Source organism: Methanonatronarchaeum thermophilum (assembly GCF_002153915.1).
GTDB classification, from domain to species: Archaea; Halobacteriota; Methanonatronarchaeia; order Methanonatronarchaeales; family Methanonatronarchaeaceae; genus Methanonatronarchaeum; species Methanonatronarchaeum thermophilum.
The window spans coordinates 508,622-534,050 of sequence record NZ_MRZU01000003.1 but is presented as its reverse complement, the minus strand read 5'-3'; the positions used below and the strand labels follow the sequence as shown (position 1 = coordinate 534,050).

Here is a 25,429-nt window from a genome sequence, read left to right as displayed (position 1 = left end):
TGAAGAATGATTTGGAAAAAGAAACCAAAATTCGAATTAGAAATGTCAAGTGAAGTAAAAGAACTCGTAGAAGAAAGAGGCCTAGATCAAAAAAGTATAAAAGCAGCAATACAAGAAGGCGAGAAATCAGGACATAAACTAGTTAACAAAGACGATGGATCGATACTGGCTAAAAAAGAAGGCGATAACCTAACAACATACGCAAGATATGAAAAAATCGACGGAGACAAAATGAAGTTAATCTCCGCATATGGACATAAAATGTCTATAGAAGGCCCATCCTCAGATGGAGAAGGAGAAGAAATTGAAGAATGGGTCTGCGAGGCATGTGGTGGAAACGCCGTAGAGAAAAACCTAGATATAAGCTATCTTGGGATCACACGGCCCGTATTAGGAGTATATTGCCCAGACTGCGAACAAGGATACGTGTCAGAAGACCTCGCTGTAAAAACATTACCAACAGCGGCTAACATTCTTGAAGAAAAAAGAGCTTAAAAACTCTATAGAAATAGGGAGTAAGGGGTATAAACACCCCTTGACCCAGTTTATTTTTTTTATAAATCAGTCTTCCAGCGATAGCTAAATAAAAAAACAAAAGCAAAATTTTTAACATAAAAATAAAAAAATACCTAAAAAACCACTATATACAGCTTCACTAAACAATACAATATTATATTATGTTAGATTATAATTAGCCAGTTATTTCTATTTCAATTATGTTCATAGGGTTGGCCTATGGTATGAGGTGTATTTTTTGGTTAAAAAATTAGGAGAATATAGAAGTGTATGTCCTGAATGTCTTGAAGTCATTGTTGGAGAAAAGTACATAGAAGATGGTGAAGTGGTTCTTGAAAAAAAATGCAGTGAACATGGTGTTTTTAAAGCGGTGACATCAAGGAACGCAGATTTTTATATGGATATGGAGGGTTTCGAGGTAGACCGTACTAAACCGACATCTCCAACGACTGAGAGAGATGAAGGCTGTCCAACAGACTGTGGATTATGCGATGAACATGAACAACACACGTGTATCGCAGTGTTAGAAGTCACAGAAAACTGTGATATGAACTGTTCAATATGTTTCGCTGACTCGAAAAAAGGTGGTGAGTACTACGAACCATCACTAGGCCAGATTAGAGATATGTTCCAAACGGTTAAAGATAGGTCGGATGGTAGTTCTTTGGTTCAAATATCTGGAGGGGAACCAACAATAAGGAATGACCTACCTGAAATAATTAGGATGGGACGTGAGGTCGGGATAGACCATATTGAACTAAATACAAATGGTGTTAGAATAGCTGAAGACCCAGATTTTTTCGAAGAAATATGTAAAGAAGGGATAGACTCCATATACCTGAGTTTCGATGGTGTTTCAGATAGTGTATATGAAAAAAGATATGGAAAACCACTTCTTGAAGAAAAAGTCAAAGCGATAGAGAGAGCTGCTGAAGCTGGAGTTGGTGTCGTATTAGTTCCAACCGTAGCAAAAGGCTACAACTACCAGGAAGTTGGAGATATAGTAAATTTTGCAAAAGAACTCATTCCCGCTGTCAAAGGAGTTCACTTCCAACCGGTTTCATTGTTCGGTAGATCACCAACATGGCTAGATGAAGACAGTAGGGTAACGCTTTGGGAAACCGCTAAAGCCATAGAAAACCAAACCCAAGGCGAAATAAAGGTGAAGAACTTCACACCCACCTCATGTCCAAGCGTACACTGCGACATAAGTTGTCTTGCAATCGTAGATGAAAACGATGAGTTCCTTCCATTAACAGATAAAACATTGGGAGCTTCAGGAGAAGTAGGAGACATAGCAGAAAAGACAAAATCTTCCGTAGAAAACAGGTGGAAAGGAAGCAGATGCGGATGTGAATCAAGTCCAGAAGAACTATTAGACATAGATTCAAGTGATTCCTGCTGTGAAGCAGGTGGTTGGGAAGACTTCGTTCGAAGGGCAATGGAAAACTACCTAACGATCTCAATAATGGATTTCCAAGACGCATGGACACATGAAACAAACAGAACAGAAAAATGTTGTATACACGTAGTTGTCCCAGATGGAAGAATGATACCGTTCTGCAACTTCAACCTAACAAACAAAGATGGAGAATCCCTATACAGAGAAAAAATATTCTCAAAATACAGGAAATGATCCAATGAAAGAAGAAATAAAGGAGTTCTACTCAAAAGTCGCGGAAGGAGAGTTCGAAGGATTCACAGAAATAGATGTAAACGAGTCACCGGAGGCTGAAAACGCCTCCAAACACCTTATATCACTTGGATGTGACTACCCCCTTCAAGACATAGAGGTCGAAGGAAACGAAAAAGTCTTGGAGTTAGGGTCCGGAGGAGGAATAAACTGCTTCATAACATCCCAACTAGTTCCAAACGGAGAAGTAGTAGGGCTAGACTTCTCTGGAGAGATGGCGGTTAAAGCACAAAAAGACATAAACGACCTTAAAATCGAGAACATACATTTTGTAGTAGGAGACGCCGAGAACATACCGTTCCAAAAAAACACATTCGACATAATATTCACAAACTGTGTGTTAAACCTAATTAAAAAAGAAAAAGCCATAAAATCTATAAAAAAAATACTTAAACCAACCGGCCATGCATATTTCTCAGAAATAATAGTAAACAAAGACATACCTGGAAAACTCAGAAAAGATATATCTATGGTTGTTACATGTCTAGCCGGCGCCAACACACAGAAAGAACTACAAGAAAAACTAAACCAAAACGGACTTGAAATAAAAGAGACACAAAACAAAGAAAGAATACTATCTATGGAGCCCGAAGGACTCGAGTTCCATAAAGTCAGAATAACAGCAAAACACATAAATTAAGCTAAGCCAGTACAAACTATCTTTCAAACCAAACAAACTACCTCATCATCTCTATTCCAAACCAACTCGTTATTTAAACCAAGTAGTTTTAACTTATTTGGGGTGTGAAGTCCTTTTCCTTATGGAACGAAGGTGGAGTTAGGTTGGGGATGGATCACCCGAACCAATAAAAAAGTTGTTGAGGAAGTTACCTTATGGAGTATGACTATGAATAGGAGTTACAAGTATCGTCCCTACCCTTCAGAACAGGACAAGCAAGAACTGGAAAAACATCTTGAACTGTGCCGACAAATCTACAACCACTTCCCTGAAGAACTCAACGCAGCAGATAATATTTTAGGTAAGGGACTTGCCGAAGTTACGTCTGCGGAGACTGCAACCTCTACAGACAACAAACACCAGATTCAGTTCTGTGATGTATCTGCAAGTTGCGTCATCGAAACAGGAAACCCCTTCCACACCAAGGCATACCCGAGGTATGGTAGTGGGTAGTTTACTATAACCAGTAGGTTTTTAGTTAACAGTGCTAGCAATACATAGGTTTTTAGAGGTAATTTAGTCAATTAGATAACAAAAGTTTAAATAAAAAAAAGCAGATTGAGAATGATGGCAGTTGTTAACAGATATTATAAGTATTAATAAAATTTTTTTGGCCGGGTAATTAAATGAAAGAAACAGGAATCTCTTCACTAGAATTTTCTCTTGGTAGGGTAAGGGCGAAAAAAGCGAAATTAATTTCGCCACAAAAAATGACAGAGATCGCTCAAACCGACACTGTGTCTGAAGCAATAGAGATGTTGAAAGACACAGAGTACAGTGAAAACATATCGAAAGATGAGGACTATTTTGATGTAGATAGAGAACTCAGTAACCACCTTCTTGAAGAAGAAAACAATATAGCGAAATACAGTCCAGAGATACTTAAAAAAGTATTCAGGGAATACATGAACCGATGGGACGTGCAGAACCTCAAAGTAGCATTGAGAGCGATTAAAGAAAAAGACCATGAATACAGAGAGTTCTTAATAAAAACAGATTCAGAACTATACAAACTAATTGACGATATAGCTGAATCAGAAAACTATAAAGAAGCAGCAGAAAAACTCAAAGACACAGAATACGAGTTCCTTGTTCCAATACTACAGGAAATAGACGAAGAACACGATGGACTCATAGAGCCAGAAGTACTGTTGGACCTAAAGCTATATGAAAACATCATGGACAAGGTTACACGCAGCGATACCAGAGTAAAAAAATACTTCGAAAAACACAACCAAAACATCGAAAAATACTTCGGATTACTAGTCGACCGCGTAAACGTTGAAACGGTACTCAGATCAATAAGAGATGAAATGGAGCCAGAAGAAGTCGAGGAATTTCTAATAAACCCATACCAAATAGATATGGACACACTACTCACAATGGCTGAATACGATGAATTAGGAAACGCAGTGCTAGAACTCAAAGACACCTACTTCGAAACACTCGCTGAACTGCATGACTGCGACTGTCCGGAAGTAATAGAAGAAGCATCAATCAAACTCGATAAACTACAGAAAAAAACAGCAATGGAGATATATAGAGACGAACCATTAGGGCCAGGCGTTATACTAGGATATCTAGCACTAAAAAGGATAGAGATACAGAACCTAAGAAAAATATTCACATACAAAAACGCTGGCATAGGTTACGAAGATATCAAGGAGGTCTTGGTACTGTGAAAGTAGCTGTAGTAGCAGATGAAGATACAGTAACCGGCTTCAAACTAGCCGGAGTGAAAGAAGCCTCGGTTGCAAAAGAAGGAGACGAGTTCGAAGACGCTCTATACGAATTAAGTGACGAAATAGGTATAGTGATAACAACAGAAAGAATTGCAGAAGAAAACCGAGAATCACTTAAAAGATTTAGAGACAGACGAGATGTATTCCCAATTATAGTTGAAATACCTGACAAACATGGGTCTACACAATCCCAGTTGCAGGAAATGGTTAAAAAAGCTGTTGGTGTCGAGATAGATCTAGAAGACATCTAAACTAAATAAAAAAAGGAGGTTATAAGATTTCTACTAAAAGTAAAGTGGAATCCAGTGGTGAAGAAGGGAGAATAATTAAAGTTTCAGGCCCAGTTGTCGAAGCCGACAACATGAAAGGAACAGAGATGCACGAGGTTGTTGAAATTGGAGAAATGGGTCTATTCGGAGAAGTTATCGAACTAGACGGCGACAAAGCCGTAATACAATGTTATGAAGAAACATCAGGCGTAGCTCCAGGTGAAAAGGTCGTTAACACAGGCCAACCCCTGTCTGTCGACCTAGCCCCAGGACTAATGAGCTCAATATTCGATGGAATACAAAGACCGCTAAACTACATTAGAGAAGAAGGCGGTGACTTCATACCACGTGGTATAGAAGTTCCCTCTGTAGATTACGAAAAAGAATGGAAGTTCACACCAGAAGTATCTGAAGGAGACGAAGTAGGTGAACTAGATATACTCGGAACAGTACCAGAAACAAAAATAGTTGAACATCGAGTAATGGTTCCCAGAGGAACTCAAGGAGTCGTTAAAACAATAAAAGAAGGGGAGTTCACCGTAGACGAAACAATTGCGGAAATAGAAACCCCAGAAGGAGAAGTAATAGAAATACAGATGCTAAGAAGATGGCCGGTGAGAGAACCAAGACCACAAGACGAAAAACTCAATCCAAACGAACCATTGATAACAGGACAGAGAGTCCTTGACACATTCTTCCCAATGACAAAAGGCGGTACAGCAGCAATACCAGGTGGTTTCGGAACAGGAAAAACAGTCCTACAACACCAAGTATCAAAATGGGCAGACGCAGACGTAATAATCTTCATAGGCTGTGGAGAAAGAGGAAACGAAATGGCTGAAGTACTTGAAGAATTCCCAGCACTAGAAGACCCAGAAACCGGTGAATCACTGATGGAAAGAACAATACTAATCGCAAACACCAGCAACATGCCCGTTGCAGCACGAGAATCATCAATATACACCGGAATAACACTAGCAGAATACTATAGAGACATGGGATACAACGTAGCACTTCAAGCCGACTCAACATCAAGGTGGGCCGAAGCATTAAGAGAAATATCAGGCCGACTAGAAGAAATGCCTGGAGAAGAAGGATATCCAGCATACCTTGCAACAAGACTAGCAGAGTTCTACGAAAGAGCAGGAATGGTAAGACAACAAGATAGAACCGGTTCAGTATCCGTTGTAGGTGCAGTATCACCACCAGGCGGTGACTTCTCAGAGCCGGTAACCCAAAACACGCTCCGGATAGTCAAAGTATTCTGGGCTCTAAGCACAGAACTAAAAGACAGAAGACACTTCCCAGCCATAGACTGGCTAGAATCATACTCACTATACAACGAAGACGTCAAAAAATGGTGGGACCAAGAAATAAAAGACGGATGGCTTGAACTCAGAAGAAGATCACTCGAACTACTACAACAGGAAGACGAACTACAAGAAGTAGTGCAACTCGTAGGGCCAGACGCCTTACCAGAAAAAGAAAGAGTCGTACTAGATGTCTCAAGAATACTACGGGAAGACTTCCTACAACAAAACGCGTTCCACGACATAGACACATACTGTTCACCAAAAAAACAAATGGACATGATAGAAACAATCCTACAGTTCTATGATGTAGCATCAGAAGCAGTTGACCAAGGCGTACCCGCAGACAAAATAGCAGAAATGGAAGTCAAACAAAGAATAGCCCGGATGAAAGAAGTACCAGAAGACGAATTCGAACAAGAACTAACTGACATCCGGAACCAAATGAAAAATGAAGTAGACAAACTTAAAAAGGAGGTTAGAAGATGAGCAAATCCGGAGCAATAGAATATTCAACAGTATCTGAAGTATCAGGCTCCATAATGGTCGTTGAAGACGTATCAGGAGTAGCATACGACGAGGTTGTAGAAGTAGTTGGAAACGACGGAGTGAAAAGAAGAGGAAAAGTACTTGAAGCCGAAGGAGACCGAGCCGTAATCCAAGTATTCGAAGGAACAAGAGGCCTGGACACAAAAAACACAAAAGTACGATTCACCGGAAAAACAATGACAATAGGAGTCTCCGAAGACCTACTCGGAAGAGTCCTAGACGGAACAGGCCAACCAATAGACGGTGGACCTGAAATAATACCAGAAGAAGAACGAGACATATACGGGTCATCAATAAACCCAGAAGCCCGAGAACACCCAGAAGAATTCATCGAAACAGGAATATCCGTAATAGACGGAATGAACACCCTTGTAAGAGGACAGAAACTACCAGTATTCACAGTCTCAGGACTACCACACAACGAACTCGCAGCCCAAATAGCAAGACAAGCAAAAGTTCGTGGTGGAGAAGAAAAAGATTTCGCGGTCGTCTTCGCAGCAATGGGAATAACAAACGAAGAATCAAACTTCTTCATGAAAAGCTTCGAAAGAACAGGCGCACTAGAAAGAACAGTCGTCCTACTGAACCTAGCCGACGACCCAGCAGTTGAAAGAATCGTAACACCAAGAATAGCCCTAACAATAGCCGAATACCTCGCATACGAAAAAGACATGCACATCCTCGTACTACTAACCGACCTAACAAACTACTGCGAATCACTACGAGAAATCGCAGCAGCAAGAGAAGAAGTACCAGGAAGAAGAGGATACCCAGGATACATGTACACCGACCTAGCAGGTATATACGAAAGAGCAGGCCGAATCAAAAACAAAGAAGGAACAATCACACAGATCCCAATGCTCACAATGCCCGACGACGACATAACACACCCAATCCCAGACCTAACAGGATACATAACAGAAGGCCAGATTGTTTTCTCAAGAAACATACACCGAAAAGGTATATACCCACCGATAGACGTCCTACCCTGCCTCTCAAGACTAATGGACGCAGGAATAGGGGAAGGAAAAACAAGAGAAGACCACAGCGACGTCAGCGACCAACTATACTCAAGCTACGCAGAAGGAAGAGACCTAAGAGACCTCGTAGCCGTAGTCGGAGAAGAAGCATTGACAGAAAGAGACCGAATGTACCTACAGATCGCCGACGACTTCGAAGAAAAATACGTCTCACAAGACCTAGACGAAAGAAGAACAATCGAGGAAACACTACAAACCGCTTGGGACATATTCTCCAAACTCCCAAAGAAAGAACTAAAACGAATCGACCGAGACTACATAGCCGAATATTACGAATCAGCAGAAACCGAAGAAACCGAAGAAACAGAGTCTACAGCTGAACAACAATAACGAGGTAAAACAATGTCTAAAGATATCGTTGACGGCGTCCGTCCAATAAGGATGGACCTCCTAGAGATGCGGGAAAGACTGGAGCTAGCGGAAAAAGGACACGACCTACTCGAAGAAAAAAGAGACGCATTAATAATGGAGTTATTCGAAGTAGTCAAAGAAGCCAAAGGAATCCGAGAAGAACTAGAAAAAGAACTCGAAGAAGCATTCCGAATGCTAATAGAAGCCGAAGCCGAATCAGGAGCAGTCAAAATCGAATCATTAACAACCTCCGTCAGCGAAACCGAACTAGAGTTCGACGCCGCAAAGAAAAACATCATGGGAGTAACCGTACCCAAACTAGAAAAACAAGGCAACCCAAAACGAAAATACCGAGAAAGAGGCTTCTCACCAATAGACACCCCACCACAACTCGACGAAGCCGCAGAAAGATTCGAAGAAGTCCTCAACATGATAGTACTAGTCGCAGAAATCGAAGAAAGCATACGACTACTATCAGAAGAAATCGAAAAAACAAAAAGACGAGTAAACGCACTAGAATACAACCTAATACCAAAATTCGAAAACACCGTAGACTACATCGAAATGAAACTCGACGAAATGGAAAGAGAATCCTTCTTCCGACTAAAACGAGTTAAAGCAAAACTAGAAAGATAAAGCCTCACCCGAGGCCCCCCCATATTTTTATTCCCTTTTTTTATAGCCATCGTCAAACCTACTTAAACAGTTAAATATGATTGAAAACAAAGAAAAAAGCACTTAACTATCACAGTATAATATAGATTGAAGATGTCAGGAGTTATCAAAAGAGTTGTTTTAGACGTATTGAAACCACATGAACCAAGCCTGCTAGAACTAGCTACAAGAATAAGCACTACCACAGGCATAGAAGGCGTAAACCTAAGCCTATACGAAGTAGACCAACAGACCGAAAACGTAAAAGTCACAATCGAAGGAAACAACATCAATTTCGATGAAGTACAAAAAATCATCGAAGAAACAGGAGCCGTTATACACAGCATAGACGAAGTAGCAGCAGGAAAACAACTAGTAGAAGAAGTAGAAACACTTCAAGACAGATAAAACCCTACAAATTTTTTTTTTAAAAACCAATTAGGTTTTAGGTTTTCAGTAAAAGTTTTTAGTAAATGTTTTTTTGTGTTTTAAGAGGATGGGTGGTGGAGTTGTTTGAATGCCACCCAAAAAACCATCCTAATGAATCTTTTTCGTGTTTTTTGTTAGGTATGTTATCCTTTGGCCACTCCGAGAGGTTTTAGTTTAACTACTTTTTTGGAGATACCGAGGTTGTGTGCTACGTTTACAACTTTATCTGGGTTTTTATATGCTCCAGGAGCTTCTTCTGCTATTACTGCTCCGTGTGTAGCTTTTACATATATTTTTTGTTTTGAAAGTTCTTTTTGAACTGTTTCACCCCAGTACTCTCTTTTAGCTTGAGACCTACTCATTTTTCTTCCTGCTCCGTGGCATGTTGAACCGAATGTGTTTTCCATAGCGAACTGTGTTCCTCTCAGTATGTAGGATGGGGCTCCCATGTTACCGGGTATCATTACTGGTTGTCCTGTTTCTTGGTAGGAACTTGGTAGTTCTTTGTGGTTTGGTCCGAAGGCTCTTGTAGCACCTTTACGGTGTACTATCAACTCTTTTTTTTCTCCATTTACTGTGTGGGTTTCTTTTTTGGCTATGTTGTGTGCTACGTCGTATAGTGTTTCCAGCTCGGTGTCTTGACCATAGTAGTTGTGGAATACGTCTCTTACCCAGCTGGCTATCACCTGCCTGTTGACCCAGGCGTAGTTGGCTGCGCAGGCCATTGCTGCGAAGTAGTCTTGTCCTTCTTTTGAGTCAAATGGGGCGCAGGCTAGTTGTTTGTCCGGTATATCGATGTTGTATTTTTTTGTTGCTTTTTCGAGTTTTTTTACATAATCTGTGCATACTTGGTGTCCGAATCCACGGCTTCCTGTATGTATCATTACGATGATTTGGTTTTTTGTTAATCCAAATTTCTCTGCTGTGTCTTGATCGATAACTTCATCTACATACTGTACCTCTAGGAAGTGGTTGCCGCTTCCAAGTGTCCCAACTTGGCTGAGTCCTCTTTTTTTAGCTTTGTTACTAACCTTGTTTGCGTCTGCTGTTGTTATACAACCTTCTTCTTCACAGTGAATTACGTCGTCTTGTTTTGCATATCCATTTTCTAAGGCCCAATCTAAACCGTTTTCTAATAGATAATCTAGTTCGTCGTGGCTTAATTTTAATTTGCTTTCTGAACCCACTCCTGACGGTATGTTTGAGAATAATCTGTTTATAAGTTCTTCAACACCGCCTTGAACATCTTCCAGTGTTAGGTTTGTTTTTAAGGTTTTAACACCACAGTTTATATCGAAACCTACGCCACCGGGGCTTATTACGCCGTCTTCAATATCGATTCCTGCCACACCACCTATTGGAAATCCATATCCAAGGTGTGCTTCTGGCATTGCTAGGGAGTATTTTACTATTCCTGGTAGGCACGCTACATTAGCCACCTGTTCGTAGGTGTCTTCTTCAACTATATCCACCAACTCTTCGGATAGGTACATTCGGCCTGGAACCCGCATACAGTTTTTATATTTTTCTGGGATCTCCCATGTTAAGTCGTTAATTTTCATTAATCTATCTCTCTTCATGATAATACCTCCAAACTTACTTGATTAAATATAAAATATACTTAAACATATTGAAATACATTTATTTGTTGTTTAAGTATCTAAGAGAACTTTAATTTCGAAAAAATCGTTTTGTTTAACTGAGAGTCCATGGTATGTTGGGGCTTTAACTTCAGTATGGATTTTATGTTTCTCCATATCTATTTTCTCACCCAAAATACTTCCAGATAGTTTGAAACCATCTTCGTCTCTATCTATGTTTACATCAAATTTGTTGAAAACTATGTTGTTTGCACTGAATAAGAATATCAGTTCGGAAAGCCATTCATATACCAGTTCTTCAATTTGTTGAGCGTGTAAATCGATTTCTATTTTTTCTTCTAGATCGATACGGTCGGTATTTAACATAGCTTCAAATGTTGCTAGTCCTACATTTTCAAATGCTTCCTCGATGGTTCGTCCATATGCGATGAACTGTGCGTCAGCGGTGTGTTCTAAAAACTTAAATTTCTTCATCGATAAACCGTCCATTATTCTACATGAAGTCAGAGTTATATACTTGTGGTGTATATACTCATTTTCGTTTTAGGAAACATGACGGGTTGTGCTCTGGCATAATGGACATCTACAGACCAATAAACCTGGTGTTTCGATGTATTTTTTATGTTCTTTAGATAGCCATGCAGGTGGCATGGATTCTTCGACCTGTGTTTTCATAAAAAGGCCACATTGGTCGCAATAATAAGCTGAGGAAGCTTGAGCCGTTTCGTTATAATCAACAGTTTCTTTAGATAACACTCTTTTTCCTATAGTTAATTGGCTTTTCGCTTGGTTAAGTTTTTGGTGTGAATTTATTTCCTGTAGGTTTTTTTATTGTTTTTGGTTTGTTCATGCTGCCAAATAATAACTCTGTATAGAGAAACCAGTATACCCACGCCTATAACACCGATTAAGAAGGAGTTTATATTGTCTATTAGAATTGAGATGGTTGTTCCTAATAACAAGAATAGTAATATCGTTAAGTATAATGTTATTTTAACTGTTTTTTTATTCAAGATGTATACTTCCTTTTATTATGGTTTTATGGTTTTTTAAGGTATACTTTATAATAGTTTTCATATTGGATTTGGTTGTTCGTTTTGTATAGGTTATTTTTGTTTTTTTTGTTTTAGTGTTTGTTTATTCTATTAAAAGGTATATTTTTAGAGCTTTTAGAGAATGGTTGGGGTTTTTTTGGTTTATTAATTAGGTTGGGGAAAGACTAAATGGTGTTGAAAGCCTTAAATAGTTATAAAGATTTAATAGTCATAGTTTTTGGTTTTTTGGTCGGAGGTTGGTGGTTGTATTGAATAATGTTGAGTTTACCGATATTAAAGATAAAATAGATTTTGAACGAGAGCTTGTTCCTGTAGTTGTGCAGGATTTTGAGGACAATGAGATTTTAATGGTTGCTTATATGAATGAAGAGGCTTTAGAGAAAACAATTGAAGAAAAAACTGCGTATTACTGGAGTCGTAGTCGTCAGAAACTTTGGAAGAAGGGAGAAGAGTCTGGTAATACTCAAAAAGTGATTGATTTATATTTAGATTGTGATGGAGATACCGTTCTGCTAAAAGTGAAACAGAAAGGTGGTGCTTGCCATACCGGCCACTACACCTGTTTTTATAGAAAGTTAACAGATGATGGATTTAAAGAAGTTGAAAGTAAGGTTTTCGATCCAAATATAGTTTATGGAGATTAAAAATGAAGAAGATTGTTCCTGATACAAGTGTTGTCATAGATGGTAGAGTTACAAAGATAATTGAAGATGAAGAGTTAGGGGATTTTGATGAGATAGAGGTTATAATATCTGAAGCCGTAGTTGGAGAACTTGAATCCCAAGCGAATAAAGGACAAGAAATCGGTTTAAATGGAATCGAGGAGATTCAGAAACTCAGAAAACTCCAAGATACAGGCGTAATCAAACTAACCTTCAAAGGTGCTAGACCTAACCTGGAACAGATTAAGTTAGCTTCAGGTGGCGAGATAGATTATTTGATTAGAGATCTAGCGATTGAAGAGAATGCAATGCTTTTAACAAGTGATGTAGTTCAAGCTGAAATTGGTAGGGTCAAAGGATTGGAGGTGAAATACCTACAGCCCGAAACTGAGGACACTGAAACGGATATAAGGCTTATAGATTACTTCAATTCGATGGATAATGTGATGTCGGTTCACATAAAACAGGGCACTAAAGTCAAAGGTAAAGTTGGTGTTCCTGGTGAAATGAAGATGAAGGTAATTGATGACCAGATAATGACTGCAAACAAGGTTCAGAAACTATCTAGAGAGATAGTTGAAAAAGCAAAACGTAGTTCTAAAGGATTCATAGAGTTTGATAAAGGTGGGGCCACTGTAGTACAACTAAGAGACATGCGTATTTCTATATCTCGACCCCCATTTGCCGATGGATTTGAAATAACCGCTGTACGCCCCATAACAAAGGTATCCCTAGATGACTATCGACTATCCACCGAACTAAAACACAGGTTGGCGGAGAAACAAAGAGGAGTATTGCTTGCAGGAGCTCCAGGAGCGGGTAAAAGCACATTAGCTCAAGCAATTGCAGACTACCTGCTTGAAAAAGATTATGTAGTCAAGACAATGGAAGATCCAAGAGACCTTCAGGTATCGGATGAAATAACCCAATACACTTCACTAGAAGGTAGGATAGACCTGACAGCAGACCTACTACTCCTAGTCAGACCCGACTACACTATATATGACGAAGTCAGAAAGACATCAGACTTCAAAGTATTTGCAGACATGCGTCTAGCCGGTGTAGGAATGATAGGTGTAACACACGCAAACAGAGGTATAGATGCATTACAGAGATTAATAGGTAGAGTAGAACTAGGTATGGTTCCACAAGTTGTTGACACAGTTGTGTTCTTGGATGAAGCTAAAATAGCTAAGGTATACGACATAGGGTTCACAGTAAAAGTACCTGCGGGAATGATGGAGAAAGACCTAGCCAGACCGGTAATAGAGGTAAAAAACTTTGAAACCGACGAAGTAGAATATGAGATATATACATATGGCGAACAGGTAGTTGTAATGCCAATCGAAGAATCTGAGACGACAAAACCGGTATGGAAAATGGCAGAAAAACAGGTTGAACGGGAAATAAGAAAATACGTAGGTGGAAACGTAAAAGCTGAAATTAAATCAGACGACAGCACAATAGTCTACGTACCTGAAAACCAGATAGCCCGATTGTTAGGTCGAGGAGGAGAAAACATATCGATGGTTGAAGAAGACTTAGGCCTAAGCATAGATGTCAGACCCTTCTCAGAAATGAAAAACAAACGAACTAAGAACAAATCCAAAGAAATGGGAACTCATAACGTAAACGTCTCAATAAAATCCGATCAAGTAGTATTAGATTTGGGTAAAGAAAAATCAGGCGAAACAGTAGATATCCATGCCAGTGATGAATACCTCTTAACAGCCACTGTTGGCCAAGACGGAACAATTAAGATAAGAAAGGGAACAGCAATCGCCCAACAAGTGATGGAAAGCATAAACACAGGTAAGAAGATACAGACAACCTAAACAAACCAACCAAAAAACCTTGGTGAAACAAGGTAGAATAAACTACAACCCTTATTTTTTATCAAAGGTCCTCGTTAAAGAAAGACCCTACCTTGTATTTTTCACCATTTCTCTCAATCTCCATAAACCTCTTTATCTCTTTAACCCCTAACCCACTTTCATCTTCATGATAACGCTTAATGATTACATTCCATGGGATCATGAAGGCCTGTCGAGGTTTACCTCTTCCTTGTTTAAGTTCGACGGCTAGATAGCCATTTCGACCGCTTTTATTCAAGAAAGTATCTATCCTTTCAACTTGGTTTTTTGAAAAATGTTGAGAAAAATATAGTTTCTTTGCTCCTTTAGCAGTTGAAATCGATTTATTCTCAATCGCTATATAATAGTCAGGTTTTATTGAATCAACCAATATATCTACAAACTGGCTAGAAAAACGATGTTGTTTTCTTCGATAAGCTATAGCCCTAACACCATTTTTTTCAAAATAACTATTGAAACTTTTAACCAAATCCCGTTCAAACTCCGTCAACTCACAATCACCCATTTAAAAATAATCGTAAATCCAATTAATACTTTAACAACAAATCAACTGTAAACATAGTGATATTGTTTAATTGTTCAGAAATAAATGTTTAGAAGAAGTAGAAAAATCCAATTAAAAAATATTGTATGTGTTGTCGTTTTTATTTTGTTGTTAAAGGTTTTGTAGAGAAAAAATGAGTTTTTGATTTTACACCCGCTCTCGGTTTTCGAGCGGGTTTATCAATCTTTTTTAAGAGACTGAATGGGAAATATGGTTTAATTTCCCTGTGGTTTGTTTTTTTGTCCAGGCGCTATGTCTAGTATTCCGAATAATATGAGGCCTGAAGATAATAGCGATGCTGCTATAATTCCTAATTCGACTGGTATTGGCGCTGCGTACCCTATTAAAAACATGCTTATTAGTATTGCGGGTATCGCCGTCAAAAGGAGGTCGTATTTTGTTAGGTTCTCTATGTCTTTATTCAGTCCTTTTGTTTTGTGTATACTGTTGTTTTCCATTGTTATTGCCTCCACTAAGTAATAATGTTTTTATCCAATATAAATTTTATGCAAAAATATATTGTTTATCTAAAAGATAATCAGTATACTGGAGATAAAGGATATTGTTAATATCACTCAAGAATAAACATAGAAAACCGCGGTAACAAACCCGGAAACAAACATCCAAAAACAAAAAGAATAAAACTAAAAGGAAAACCAAAATAGGAAGTGAGGTTACCAATGGTTCAGCCAACTAAGAACATAAAAGTAGACGAAAGCGTACATAGAGAACTAGAAAGATTAAAACGAGAAACAGGAGCGCAAACATTCAACGACGTCCTAAGAAAAGAACTAGGAATAATACCAGGCCCAAAAATAGACAAACTAGCAGCATACCTCCCACAAGAACTAAGACAAGCCGTAAAAGAAATATACGAAATAATAGACCAAACAGGAGACTTCGAAAAAACAGTAACAGAGGAAAACCAAAAAAACCATCTTATCTTCAGCCAAAAAAACGAAGGAAACGAAATAGCCGAAATAGCATTTTCAGAAGAATGGTTCAAAGTCTTCTACAAAGACCAAAGCGGCATGATGTCACTATGCGGGGTAGGTAAAAAAACAAAACAAGATATAGAATACCACACCGACAAAGAAAAAAACGTGACACTGGAAAAACTCCGAAAAAACATAAAAACAAAGATACAAGGATCTAAAAGAAGATGGAGATAAAACAAAAAAACCGAACCCAAACAACATAAAAAACCAACAAAAAAAAACAAAAAAAACTATATTTTTTTTAAATCCATTCCTTATCTCCAGCAAAATAATAAAACTAAAGGAATAAAGAGATAAGGCCCAACAGAGTAATCAAAAATCTATAAAAAAACAATAAGGGATAAAATGTATTCAGACAGGATTAACTCATTACCACCATACCTATTTGCAGAACTCGATAGAGCGAAAAAAGAAAAAGAAAAACAAGGAATCGACATAATAGACCTCGGCGTAGGAGACCCCGACCTATCAACACCAGACCACATCGTGCAGTCGATGCAGAACGCAGTAAACGACCCATCAACCCACAGCTATCCAAGCTACAAAGGAATGAAAGAATATAGAGAAACAGTATCAAACTGGTATTCAAATAGATTTAAAGTAGATATAAACCCAGAAACAGAAGCTATTTCATTAATAGGGAGCAAAGAAGGCATCGCCCACATGCCACTAGCCTTTGTAAACCCAGGCGATAAAACATTGGTCCCAGACCCAGCATACCCAGTATACAAAATCGGCACAATACTCTCCGGTGGAGAACCAGTACCTATGCCACTAAAAGAAGAAAACAACTTCCTACCAAACCTAGATGAAATAACAGAAGAAGACGCCCAAGACGCCAAAATAATGTACTTAAACTACCCAAACAACCCAACAGCCGGTACAGCCAACCAAAAATTCTTCCAAGAAGCAGTAGAATTCGCAAAAGAACATGACATAATAATATGCCACGACGCAGCATACACAGAAATATCCTACGAACATAAACCACCAAGCCTCCTAAACGTAGACGGAGCAAAAGAAGTAGGAGTAGAATTCCACTCACTCTCCAAAACATACAACATGACAGGCTGGAGAATCGGTTTCGTAGTAGGAAACCCAGAAATCATAAAAGGAATCGGAAAGGTCAAAACAAACGTAGACAGCGGTGTATTCCAAGCCATACAGAAAGCAGCAATAACCGCGTTAGAAGGTCCACAAGAATGCGTCCAACAAAGCAACAATACATACAGAGACAGAAGAGACCTACTACTAGAAGGAATACAAACAACCGACCTCGAACCAACAAAAACAGAAGCAACATTCTATATATGGACAAAATGTCCAGAAGGATACAACTCCATGGAAACATCTAAAAAACTATTAAACGAAGCAGGAATCGTAGCAACACCAGGATCCGGATTCGGAGAACACGGAGAAGGATACATAAGATTCGCCCTAACAAGAAGCCTAGGCAGAATAGAAGAAGCCGTAGAAAGAATGGAGGGAATAAAATTTGACTAGACCACACCTAAAAGTTGAAAAAAACCTCAAAATAGATGGAGTCGACACAACCGAACTAGCCAAAAAACACGACACACCACTATACGTAACCAGCGGCGACCGAATAAAACAAAAATACAGAAAACTCAAACAAGCACTACAAAACCACTACCCAAAAATAAGACTACATTACGCCTGCAAAGCAAACACAAACATAAACATACTTAAAATACTAGAACAAGAAGGATGCCACATAGACGCTGTAAGCACCGGAGAGATATACAGCGCATTAAAAGCAGGATACTCTCCAGAAAAAATATTATACACCGGCACAAGCGTAAGCAACCAAGAACTAAAATACGCAGCAGACAAAGGCGTCATGATAAACCTCGATAGCGCACACGAAATGCGTAGACTAAGCGAAATAACATCAACCAAAGTAAGCTTCCGCGTAAACCCCGGAGTAGGAGCAGGACACCACGACCACTGCATAACCGGAGGAAAAGAAAGCAAATTCGGTATATGGGAAGACGACATAATAGACACATACAAAGAAGCAATCGACCTAGGACTAACCCCCATAGGAATACACATGCACATAGGCTCCGGAATACTAGAAGTAGAAAAGTTCCGGCCAGCAGTCCAAAAAATGATGGAGTTAGTAGGGAAAATCACCAACGAAGTAGATATAGACCTAGAATTCATAGACATCGGCGGAGGCCTAGGAATACCATACAAACCAAACGAAAAACCACTAAACATCGATAAGTTCGCCGAAATGGTCACCAAAGAATATAAAAAAGGACTCAAACAACACAACCTAAACCAACCCATTCTAGCCTTAGAACCAGGCCGATACTTAGTCGGAGACTCATCCATACTGCTCACAAAAGTAAACGACATAAAAGAAAACCCATTCCACAGATACATAGGTATCGACGCTGGATTCAACACACTACAAAGACCAGCAATGTATGGATCCCACCACGGAGTCGTAAACGCATCAAACCCAAAAAACGCAGGAAACTACATCAAAAACGCACCAAAAGAAGGAGTAGACCGTAAAGCAGAGATAGCTGGACCACTATGTGAATCAGGAGATATAATAGCACAAAACCGAGAGATAACTGCCAAAGCAGGAGATATACTAGCAATACTAGACACCGGTGCATACGGATACAGCATGGCATCAAGATACAACAGCAGGCCATTACCCGCAGAAATACTCATCGAAAACGGTGAAACAAAACTCATTAGAGAAAGAGAAACACACAGAGACCTACTTTCAAAACAGAAAACCAACTAAAGGTAACCAACATGACAAAAACAATAAAATTCACAAAAATGCATGGAAACGGAAACGACTTCATAATAATCGACGAAATCGATCAGACATTGATACCCGAATCAAAAAAACCAAACTTCACAAAAAAACACTGCAAAAGAAAATTCAACATAGGAGCAGACGGAATACTATACCTACAACCATCAAAAAAAGCCGACCTAAAAATGCGTATATTCAATTCAGACGGAACCGAAGCAGAAATGTGTGGAAACGGAATAAGATGCGCAGCAAAATACACAGTCGAAAACAAAACAAAAAACAACACAGTCAACATAGAAACCAAAGCAGGAACACTAGAGATAGAAACAAAACAAAACAACAAGTTTTGGGCCAAAGTAAATATGGGTAAACCACTCTACAACCGAAAAAAAATACCGGCCAAACACAAAGGCGAACTAATAAAACAAAAAATAAACAACACAAACCATGAAGTAAGCGCCTGCAACGTAGGAGTTCCACACGCAGTAGTTCAAACCAACGACATCGAATCAATCGACATAATGCAAGAAGCACCACCCATAAGAAACAACCCCATATTCCCAGAAGGAGCAAACGTCAACTTCATTCAAAAACACAAAAACAAAATATTAGTAAGAACCTACGAAAGAGGAGTAGAAGCAGAAACACTAAGCTGTGGAACAGGGTCAGTAGCATCTGCAGCAATAGCCAGAAAAACAGGTTTAATAGACAAAAACACAATCCCAGTCGAAACAAAAGGAGGAGAACTAAAAATAATCTTCCAAAACAACACCGCATACATGGAAGGCCCAGCCAAAACAGTATACGAAGGAACCCTAAAAAAATAAAAACAGGTTTCTCACTAAAAAACCCCTTTTTTTTACCTCAACTCAAAATTAACATCCCCCCCATCTTTAGAGCTGGAGAATATCAACCTATCTACAGATTAGAAGGGAGAGTTCCTCGGGGCTCTACCCCGAGGTAGTTCACATATAATCCAATCCATACTATTTATATTGAAATTCTAACTTTTTACCCGATAAACCATCTTCCAAACCGTAAGATCTGGCTGGTTAGGATGTTACGTGCCGGGTAGTATATCTGCTAAAGCAGCTCCAATAGCCATCGCTACAAAGGTAAAAGCACATTGGGATAATGCAACCATTGGTTCACTCCAGTCAACTCTACCCCAAACTGTCATGAGCAATAAAGCACTTAAGAAGGCAATTAAAATAATTCCAACCAACCTTCTAGGTATTACCCCAAAAAACGGATTTTTAATCTTCACTTCCTGTATATCTGTGTAGTAAAGAATTCCAATTACAATTAGAACCCCAAATATAATGGTGCCTATCAGAAATATCGGGTGTTGAGCTATATACTCCCCAATCTCCAAAGTTCCTTCCTCTATGATCACAGGTATCCCGATTAATAGACTGCCTAAAAAAGCTTCAACAATGTCACGTCGATTAAAATCCTCAACTACAACACCAAATATTCTTGGTTTAGATAACTGAATAGCTTTTTCCTTCAAACCCTGTATATGTGTTTTATGCTTTTTAGATTCAACCGAGTCTTCAAGTTTTTCAAACTCCCTAACCAACTCAGTTAAATCTGACCCTTCATCACCATCCATCAATGCATACCTATAAAATAGATTTAAATAAAGTTTTTCAAAAAAAGATAACAAAACCAGGTTTATACAGAAAATTCATCAAGAATCACCGGCCTTAAATATCAATATCAAACCGACAAACAGTACTCAACCTCCAATGATTTATAAGAAGGGTTCCGAAATTAAACAGTATTACCTTATAGGTATACATAAGTATTGCACTAGATACGGTTTTTCAGAAAAAAAGAATTGTGAAGTACGACCTATCCCACGTCTTATGCGATTCAAACAAGGCTAACAAGACTTATCAGAGAGAAATCAAACCACATATAACTAACTACATATACCATGAAAATTTCAAATAACTCTGTATAAACTCAATACCATCCTTTGTGGGTTGGTATTGGGGCCCTTGTATGGAATTTAGATGATTTATCGTAGGAAGGTTGTCGATTAAAAGATTTAGAAATATAGTATATTAAACGCAGAAGAGTTTTTTTGGTTTATAATTTTGGTTTATGGGTCCCACGGAGGTTGTCCGTGGGTTTTATTGTTTATTCGACTTTTTTGAATTCGTCTTTGGGGTATCCGCAGATTGGGCAGGCTGCTGGTGGTTCGTCGAAAACTGTGTTACCACATATCTGGCAGACGTATATGTCTGTTTCTTCGAGGTCTTCGTCGTTTTGAACTGATTCTAGAGCTTCTTTGTATAGGGTTTCATGTATTTTTTCAACTTCCATTGCGTACATGAATGATTCTAGTGCACTGTCCTCGTTTTCTTCTTTAGCTGCTTCAACGAACTCGGGGTACATGTCTTCGTGTTCAAATTTTTCGCCTTCTATGGCGTCTTTGAGGTTTTCTTTTGTTTCTTGGATTTTATCTAGGTTTTCGAAATGGTTTTTAGCATGAACTCTTTCAGCTTCTGATGCGGCCTTGAATAGTTTAGCTATCTGTGTGTATCCATCTTTCTCGGCCTTTCTTGAATAAGCTTCATATTTATTTCTAGCCTGTGATTCACCAGCAAAAGCTTCTTTCAGGCCATCTTCAGTTTTAGTCATAATTGATCGTGTTTATTATTTGTAGCTATATTCATTTAATTTTTTCCGTGATTTTATGGGTTATTGTTATTTTTGTGAGGTGATTTTAACGCCTTTTGTTTTTAGGTTGTTTATCAGTTTTTCAGCCCATTTTAGTTTCTTTTTTTTATTTTTTTCTGCTTTTTCATAGTCGAAACCTATTAGGTGTATCTCTCTTGCTCCAAATTCATGTGCTATATATATTGCTCGGTCTCCATCTGTGAAGCCGCCGTAGTTTATTAGTTTATCTGTGGGTTGGTTTTGTGTTGAACCGATTATGTTTTTTATTTGTGGTGTCCATTTTTCTATAAGTTGTTGGTTGTCTCCATGGGCGTGCACTATTGTTATAGCTCCTTTTTTGTCAGCCTCTAGAATTGAGTTTATGTCTCCGTCTAAATCTGTTGTAACGATGTCTGGAGTTATATTGTGTTCTAAAGCTGTTTTTGTTGCGTTGTCTGCTGCTATAACTGTTTTAATATCTGTTTCATGTTTTATTTTTTTTATTTCTTTTTGTAGTGTTGGTGCGTCTCCGAGTACTATTGTTTTTTCTTTGACAGTTTTCTCTAGTTTTTTTAGGTTTGGTTTTTTCGTTAGTTTTTTTTCTAGTTTTCTTGCTGACGCTCTATCTTCAGCCATCGATATATCTAGATCTTCGGCGATCTCTCTATAGATTGGTAGCCATTCGCTGTAATCCATTTTAATTCATTCCATGTAGATCAATAAAACAAAAAAATAGGGAAAAAATATTTTTAGGTTTTTTATGGGTTTTTATTTTGTTGGTGTTACTGCGATTTTTAGTGGTTTTCCATTTATCTCCCATTGTTTGGTGAGTTTTCCATTGGCTGTGTCTATCTCTAGTTTTTTGGCTCTTGTTTCGTGGGATATGTGGTCTCTCCATTCAGTTATTGATGTTTCTAGTTCGTTGTTGGGTATGTCTATTTGAACTTCTATATATTCTTCTACGTGTAGGTCTAGTTCTTTTCGCATTTCTTGTATTCTTCGTATCGTTTCTTTAGCGTATCCTTCTTGTTTTAGTTTTTCGGTTAGTTCTCCATCTACGTATATTTCTCCGTTTGTGAAACTGGATTTGGAGTATCTTTCTGGTACTTTTGTTTCTTGGTTCACCATGTTCTTTGTTATCTCTATCTCTTCGCCGTCAACTTCTATTGTTTTTGGGAGTTCTTCAGGCTTTATGTTTTTTTCTTTGATAATGTTCATTACTTTTTCTGCTTTTCCTTTGAATTTAGGGCCTATTACTCCCATATCTGGCTGTAAAACTGTCTGTAGTTCTGGGAACTCACTGTTAGGGGTTAGTGTTTCAATTTTTTTAGTGTTTACTTGGTCTTTTATTATTTCATCCATGGCTTCTATTGCTTCGACGATTTCGTTGTTGTTTGGCTCTATTGTTATTTTGTTAACTGGCCATCTTAGGTTTAGTTCTATGAGTTGTCTGGCATGTGATGCTGATTCTATTATTTCTCGAGCAATCTCCATCTGTTGTTCCAGCTCGTTGTCTATGAACTCTTTGTTTTGGGTTGGGTATGTTTCGAGGTGCACAGATTCTTTTCCAAAACTTAGGTTTTTAACTAGGTTTTGGTATATGTTTTCCGTTATGAATGGGGTGTATGGTGACATCACTATGAGTGTTTTATGCATTACTTCGTGAAGTGTTTCGTAGGCTGTGTATTTGTCCTTGTCTTCTGCTTCGACCCAGGTTCGGTCTCGAATCAACCGGACGTACCAACGGGATAGGTCTTCCAGGATGAATGATTTAATGTATCTAGCGCCTTTATGTATCTGACGGTTTTCCATTGCTGTTTTTACATTTTTCATTAGGTTGTTGAGTTTACTGAGTATCCATCTGTCTTCGATTTTTAAGTCTTCTTTTTTAAGGTCTTTCTTTGGTTCGAATTCATCGAGTGCCATGTATGTTGAAGCGAATTTATAGACGTTCCAGAAAACATTTAGTGTTCTCTTCACGTTCTGACATTCGTCCCAATTGAATTTCAGGTCTTCCCATGGTGCACATTCGCTAAGTAGGTAGAGTCTTAATGTATCGGTTCCATATTTCTCTATTATTTCTTCGGGCTGTACTACGTTTCCGACACTCTTACTCATTTTCTTTCCGTTTTCATCTAATACAAAGCCATGCATTAAAACCGATTCATATGGTGCTCTGTCGAAAGCTAGGACACCTGCTCCTAACTGTGAATAGAACCAACCTCTAGTTTGGTCGTGACCCTCTACAATGAAGTCTGCAGGCCACCATTCTTCAAAAGCGTCTTCTTCTTGAGGGAATTTTAGGTTAGCCCAACTCGCTACTCCAGAGTCGAACCAAACGTCTATAACGTCCTCAACCCTCTGCATTTTAAGGCCACAATCATTACACTCTAACTTTATTTTATCCACATGAGGTCGATGCAGTTCTAAACCACTTTCCGGACAATTTATTGATTTTTCTTTTAATTCTTCTATCGTTCCAATTGTCTCTCTAGCACCACAACTACATTCCCAGACAGGCAGTGGTATTCCCCAATATCGCTGACGAGATATACACCAATCCTTGGCGTTTGACACCCAATCTTTAAATCTGGAAGAGCCGGCCCACTCTGGTGTCCAATCCACCCTATCTACTTCACTAACCATTTTATCTTTCAGTTGAGAAACATTAAGGAACCACTGTGTCGTTGCTAGATATATAATTGAAGTATCGCATCTCCAGCAATGTCCATATCTATGTGTGATTTCGTCGCTTGAAAGTAGTAAACCATTTTCATTTAAATCGTCTATTATCACTGAGTTTGCATCTTTAACGTACTTTCCACTGTACTTACCGCCTTTATCTGTATAACGTCCTTCAGCGTTTACAATACTGAATAAAGGCAGCCCCCTCTTTTGACCCATATCAAAATCTTCATGTCCATGGCTTGGTGCTGAATGAACCAACCCGGTTTTCTCAACTGTAACAAACTCTTCTGCAAAAACCGTGTGAACTAAATCAGATTCAAGTTCTTTTTGTTCAGGAACCTGACTTGCTAGTGGGAACTCATACTTTAACCCCTCTAGTTCACTACCTTCAAAAGTCTCTAAAACCTCATAATCCTCATACCTACCTTCTTTTAAAACATTTTCGACAAGTTCTGACGAAACAATCAGCTCTTCCGAATCACCGTCTCTATATGCTTTAACTACAGAATACTCATAATCTGGATTTACAGCCACCGCAAGATTTGACGGAATCGTCCATGGAGTTGTAGTCCAAATAACGATAAACCTGTTTTCCTCACCTTTAACCGGAAACTTAACAAATATCGAAGGATCTAATACCTCATCATACTCAACTTCACTATCAGCTAAAGCAGTTTCACATCTAGGACACCAATTAACAATCCTCTTACCCTTCTCAAGCAAACCACGTTCATCTGCACGTTTAAGAGTCCACCAAGCAGACTCAATATAATTATTGTTAATCGTCATATAGGGGTCATCCCAATCAAGCCAAGCCCCCAACTCCTTAAACTGCTCCGTCATACTCTCCTTATACTGCAAAGCATAGTTCTTACATTCATCCACAAAATTATCTATACCGAAATCCTCAATATCCTGCTTACTCTCAAAATCAAACTCCTTCTCAACCTTAACTTCAATCGGCAGGCCATGCATATCCCAACCAGCCCTATCCATAACAGGAATCCCCTTAAGAGTAGTATACCGCAAAACCGCATCCTTAATAATCTTGTTCCAAGTAGTTCCTAAATGAATCCTACCCGTAGTGTACGGCGGTCCATCAACAAAATAAAATCTCTCCTCAACATCAAGATCCCTCTTCCTCGACCGCTCATACACATCATTCGCTTCCCAAAACTCCCTGACTCTCCCTTCAATCACTTCAGGATCGTAATCCAAATCTACTTTATCGATCATACTTACACTCCAAAAACATCAAAACAATAAATCACAACACTCAAACACACCAAACAATACAAC

Annotated in this window: 25 protein-coding genes; 16 read left to right on the top strand and 9 right to left on the bottom strand. The window is 38.7% G+C overall.

The features are described from left to right. The first annotated feature begins 6 nt into the window (after positions 1–6). From AMET1_RS03910 to AMET1_RS03865, 10 genes are all read left to right on the top strand, one after another. Entirely contained in the window at positions 7–495 is a 489-nt protein-coding gene (locus tag AMET1_RS03910; protein ID WP_086637168.1) for a DUF7479 domain-containing protein, read from the top strand. 259 nt (positions 496–754) lie between these two features. Beyond that, entirely contained in the window at positions 755–2,152 is a 1,398-nt protein-coding gene (trsS, locus tag AMET1_RS03905; protein WP_086637167.1) for a radical SAM (seleno)protein TrsS, read from the top strand. Between the two features lie 4 nt (positions 2,153–2,156). Next, positions 2,157–2,849: a methyltransferase domain-containing protein gene (locus AMET1_RS03900; RefSeq protein WP_161490752.1), complete on the top strand. Its 693-nt coding sequence runs from the start codon at positions 2,157–2,159 to the stop codon at positions 2,847–2,849. A 207-nt stretch (positions 2,850–3,056) separates the two neighbouring features. After that, the gene (locus AMET1_RS03895; protein WP_161490751.1) at positions 3,057–3,341 is read left to right on the top strand and encodes a helix-turn-helix domain-containing protein; all 285 of its coding nucleotides are present in this window, start codon (positions 3,057–3,059) and stop codon (positions 3,339–3,341) included. Positions 3,342–3,514: 173 nt separating this feature from the next. Further along, positions 3,515–4,570 carry a V-type ATPase subunit gene (locus tag AMET1_RS03890; protein ID WP_086637164.1) on the top strand — a complete coding sequence of 352 codons (1,056 nt, stop codon included), beginning with the start codon at positions 3,515–3,517 and terminating at the stop codon, positions 4,568–4,570. Continuing rightward, a complete protein-coding gene (locus AMET1_RS03885; RefSeq protein WP_161490750.1) occupies positions 4,567–4,881 on the top strand; it encodes a V-type ATP synthase subunit F in 315 nt (104 codons plus the stop codon). The genes AMET1_RS03890 and AMET1_RS03885 overlap by 4 nt, the downstream gene beginning before the upstream one ends. Before the next feature lie 44 nt (positions 4,882–4,925). Beyond that, complete coding sequence (locus AMET1_RS03880; protein WP_086637162.1) at positions 4,926–6,698, top strand: V-type ATP synthase subunit A; 1,773 nt, start codon at positions 4,926–4,928, stop codon at positions 6,696–6,698. Then, positions 6,695–8,128: a V-type ATP synthase subunit B gene (locus tag AMET1_RS03875; RefSeq protein WP_086637161.1), complete on the top strand. Its 1,434-nt coding sequence runs from the start codon at positions 6,695–6,697 to the stop codon at positions 8,126–8,128. Before AMET1_RS03880 ends, AMET1_RS03875 begins: the two co-directional genes overlap by 4 nt. Before the next feature lie 12 nt (positions 8,129–8,140). Then, positions 8,141–8,785 (top strand): V-type ATP synthase subunit D, encoded by a 645-nt coding sequence (locus tag AMET1_RS03870; RefSeq protein ID WP_086637160.1) that lies wholly within the window; start codon positions 8,141–8,143, stop codon positions 8,783–8,785. A 132-nt stretch (positions 8,786–8,917) separates the two neighbouring features. Continuing rightward, the gene (locus tag AMET1_RS03865) at positions 8,918–9,211 is read left to right on the top strand and encodes a DUF211 domain-containing protein (protein ID WP_086637159.1); all 294 of its coding nucleotides are present in this window, start codon (positions 8,918–8,920) and stop codon (positions 9,209–9,211) included. 164 nt (positions 9,212–9,375) lie between these two features. Here AMET1_RS03865 and AMET1_RS03860 read toward each other — a convergent pair whose 3' ends face one another. The 3 genes from AMET1_RS03860 to AMET1_RS08090 all read right to left on the bottom strand — a co-directional run bounded on the left by AMET1_RS03860 (position 9,376) and on the right by AMET1_RS08090 (position 11,508). Beyond that, entirely contained in the window at positions 9,376–10,812 is a 1,437-nt protein-coding gene (locus tag AMET1_RS03860; protein WP_086637158.1) for an RtcB family protein, read from the bottom strand. Positions 10,813–10,884: 72 nt separating this feature from the next. Further along, entirely contained in the window at positions 10,885–11,307 is a 423-nt protein-coding gene (locus AMET1_RS03855; RefSeq protein WP_161490749.1) for an archease, read from the bottom strand. Between the two features lie 69 nt (positions 11,308–11,376). Then, positions 11,377–11,508 carry a hypothetical protein gene (locus AMET1_RS08090; protein WP_269087990.1) on the bottom strand — a complete coding sequence of 44 codons (132 nt, stop codon included), beginning with the start codon at positions 11,506–11,508 and terminating at the stop codon, positions 11,377–11,379. Positions 11,509–12,136: 628 nt separating this feature from the next. On the opposite strand from AMET1_RS08090, the gene hisI reads away from it, so the two are divergent. Together hisI and AMET1_RS03845 are read left to right on the top strand one after the other, a co-directional pair. Further along, a complete protein-coding gene (gene hisI / locus AMET1_RS03850; protein WP_086637156.1) occupies positions 12,137–12,532 on the top strand; it encodes a phosphoribosyl-AMP cyclohydrolase in 396 nt (131 codons plus the stop codon). Between the two features lie 2 nt (positions 12,533–12,534). Next, positions 12,535–14,385, top strand: coding sequence for a PINc/VapC family ATPase (locus AMET1_RS03845; protein WP_086637155.1), 1,851 nt, complete (start codon positions 12,535–12,537; stop codon positions 14,383–14,385). A 61-nt stretch (positions 14,386–14,446) separates the two neighbouring features. Here AMET1_RS03845 and AMET1_RS03840 read toward each other — a convergent pair whose 3' ends face one another. Together AMET1_RS03840 and AMET1_RS03835 are read right to left on the bottom strand one after the other, a co-directional pair. After that, complete coding sequence (locus AMET1_RS03840; RefSeq protein ID WP_086637379.1) at positions 14,447–14,914, bottom strand: hypothetical protein; 468 nt, start codon at positions 14,912–14,914, stop codon at positions 14,447–14,449. A gap of 269 nt (positions 14,915–15,183) precedes the next feature. Further along, the gene (locus tag AMET1_RS03835) at positions 15,184–15,426 is read right to left on the bottom strand and encodes a hypothetical protein (protein ID WP_086637154.1); all 243 of its coding nucleotides are present in this window, start codon (positions 15,424–15,426) and stop codon (positions 15,184–15,186) included. Positions 15,427–15,648: 222 nt separating this feature from the next. On the opposite strand from AMET1_RS03835, the gene AMET1_RS03830 reads away from it, so the two are divergent. The 4 genes from AMET1_RS03830 (at position 15,649) to dapF (ending at position 19,599) form a co-directional block, all read left to right on the top strand. Beyond that, positions 15,649–16,140: a hypothetical protein gene (locus tag AMET1_RS03830; protein ID WP_086637153.1), complete on the top strand. Its 492-nt coding sequence runs from the start codon at positions 15,649–15,651 to the stop codon at positions 16,138–16,140. A gap of 171 nt (positions 16,141–16,311) precedes the next feature. Next, complete coding sequence (locus tag AMET1_RS03825; protein WP_086637152.1) at positions 16,312–17,469, top strand: LL-diaminopimelate aminotransferase; 1,158 nt, start codon at positions 16,312–16,314, stop codon at positions 17,467–17,469. Beyond that, entirely contained in the window at positions 17,462–18,754 is a 1,293-nt protein-coding gene (lysA, locus tag AMET1_RS03820) for a diaminopimelate decarboxylase (RefSeq protein WP_086637151.1), read from the top strand. The genes AMET1_RS03825 and lysA overlap by 8 nt, the downstream gene beginning before the upstream one ends. An 11-nt stretch (positions 18,755–18,765) precedes the next feature. After that, positions 18,766–19,599 (top strand): diaminopimelate epimerase, encoded by an 834-nt coding sequence (gene dapF / locus AMET1_RS03815; protein WP_086637150.1) that lies wholly within the window; start codon positions 18,766–18,768, stop codon positions 19,597–19,599. A gap of 233 nt (positions 19,600–19,832) precedes the next feature. Here dapF and AMET1_RS03810 read toward each other — a convergent pair whose 3' ends face one another. From AMET1_RS03810 to ileS, 4 genes are all read right to left on the bottom strand, one after another. Beyond that, the gene (locus tag AMET1_RS03810; protein ID WP_086637149.1) at positions 19,833–20,387 is read right to left on the bottom strand and encodes a DUF2391 family protein; all 555 of its coding nucleotides are present in this window, start codon (positions 20,385–20,387) and stop codon (positions 19,833–19,835) included. A 533-nt stretch (positions 20,388–20,920) separates the two neighbouring features. Further along, complete coding sequence (locus AMET1_RS03805) at positions 20,921–21,424, bottom strand: rubrerythrin family protein (protein ID WP_086637148.1); 504 nt, start codon at positions 21,422–21,424, stop codon at positions 20,921–20,923. A gap of 66 nt (positions 21,425–21,490) precedes the next feature. Then, the gene (locus tag AMET1_RS03800; RefSeq protein WP_201721267.1) at positions 21,491–22,138 is read right to left on the bottom strand and encodes a 6-hydroxymethylpterin diphosphokinase MptE-like protein; all 648 of its coding nucleotides are present in this window, start codon (positions 22,136–22,138) and stop codon (positions 21,491–21,493) included. Positions 22,139–22,210: 72 nt separating this feature from the next. Further along, entirely contained in the window at positions 22,211–25,366 is a 3,156-nt protein-coding gene (gene ileS, locus AMET1_RS03795) for an isoleucine--tRNA ligase (protein WP_086637147.1), read from the bottom strand. Positions 25,367–25,429 lie beyond the last annotated feature (63 nt).

Coding starts and splice junctions, on each gene's coding strand:
- AMET1_RS03910 (WP_086637168.1), top strand. CDS start 7: ATGATTTGGAAAAAGAAACCAAAATTCGAATTAGAAATGTCAAGTGAA.
- AMET1_RS03900 (WP_161490752.1), top strand. CDS start 2,157: ATGAAAGAAGAAATAAAGGAGTTCTACTCAAAAGTCGCGGAAGGAGAG.
- AMET1_RS03895 (WP_161490751.1), top strand. CDS start 3,057: ATGAATAGGAGTTACAAGTATCGTCCCTACCCTTCAGAACAGGACAAG.
- AMET1_RS03890 (WP_086637164.1), top strand. CDS start 3,515: ATGAAAGAAACAGGAATCTCTTCACTAGAATTTTCTCTTGGTAGGGTA.
- AMET1_RS03875 (WP_086637161.1), top strand. CDS start 6,695: ATGAGCAAATCCGGAGCAATAGAATATTCAACAGTATCTGAAGTATCA.
- AMET1_RS03870 (WP_086637160.1), top strand. CDS start 8,141: ATGTCTAAAGATATCGTTGACGGCGTCCGTCCAATAAGGATGGACCTC.
- AMET1_RS03865 (WP_086637159.1), top strand. CDS start 8,918: ATGTCAGGAGTTATCAAAAGAGTTGTTTTAGACGTATTGAAACCACAT.
- AMET1_RS03860 (WP_086637158.1), bottom strand. CDS start 10,812: ATGAAGAGAGATAGATTAATGAAAATTAACGACTTAACATGGGAGATC.
- AMET1_RS03855 (WP_161490749.1), bottom strand. CDS start 11,307: ATGAAGAAATTTAAGTTTTTAGAACACACCGCTGACGCACAGTTCATC.
- AMET1_RS08090 (WP_269087990.1), bottom strand. CDS start 11,508: ATGAAAACACAGGTCGAAGAATCCATGCCACCTGCATGGCTATCTAAA.
- AMET1_RS03845 (WP_086637155.1), top strand. CDS start 12,535: ATGAAGAAGATTGTTCCTGATACAAGTGTTGTCATAGATGGTAGAGTT.
- AMET1_RS03835 (WP_086637154.1), bottom strand. CDS start 15,426: ATGGAAAACAACAGTATACACAAAACAAAAGGACTGAATAAAGACATA.
- AMET1_RS03830 (WP_086637153.1), top strand. CDS start 15,649: ATGGTTCAGCCAACTAAGAACATAAAAGTAGACGAAAGCGTACATAGA.
- AMET1_RS03825 (WP_086637152.1), top strand. CDS start 16,312: ATGTATTCAGACAGGATTAACTCATTACCACCATACCTATTTGCAGAA.
- dapF (WP_086637150.1), top strand. CDS start 18,766: ATGACAAAAACAATAAAATTCACAAAAATGCATGGAAACGGAAACGAC.
- AMET1_RS03810 (WP_086637149.1), bottom strand. CDS start 20,387: ATGGATGGTGATGAAGGGTCAGATTTAACTGAGTTGGTTAGGGAGTTT.
- AMET1_RS03805 (WP_086637148.1), bottom strand. CDS start 21,424: ATGACTAAAACTGAAGATGGCCTGAAAGAAGCTTTTGCTGGTGAATCA.
- AMET1_RS03800 (WP_201721267.1), bottom strand. CDS start 22,138: ATGGATTACAGCGAATGGCTACCAATCTATAGAGAGATCGCCGAAGAT.
- ileS (WP_086637147.1), bottom strand. CDS start 25,366: ATGATCGATAAAGTAGATTTGGATTACGATCCTGAAGTGATTGAAGGG.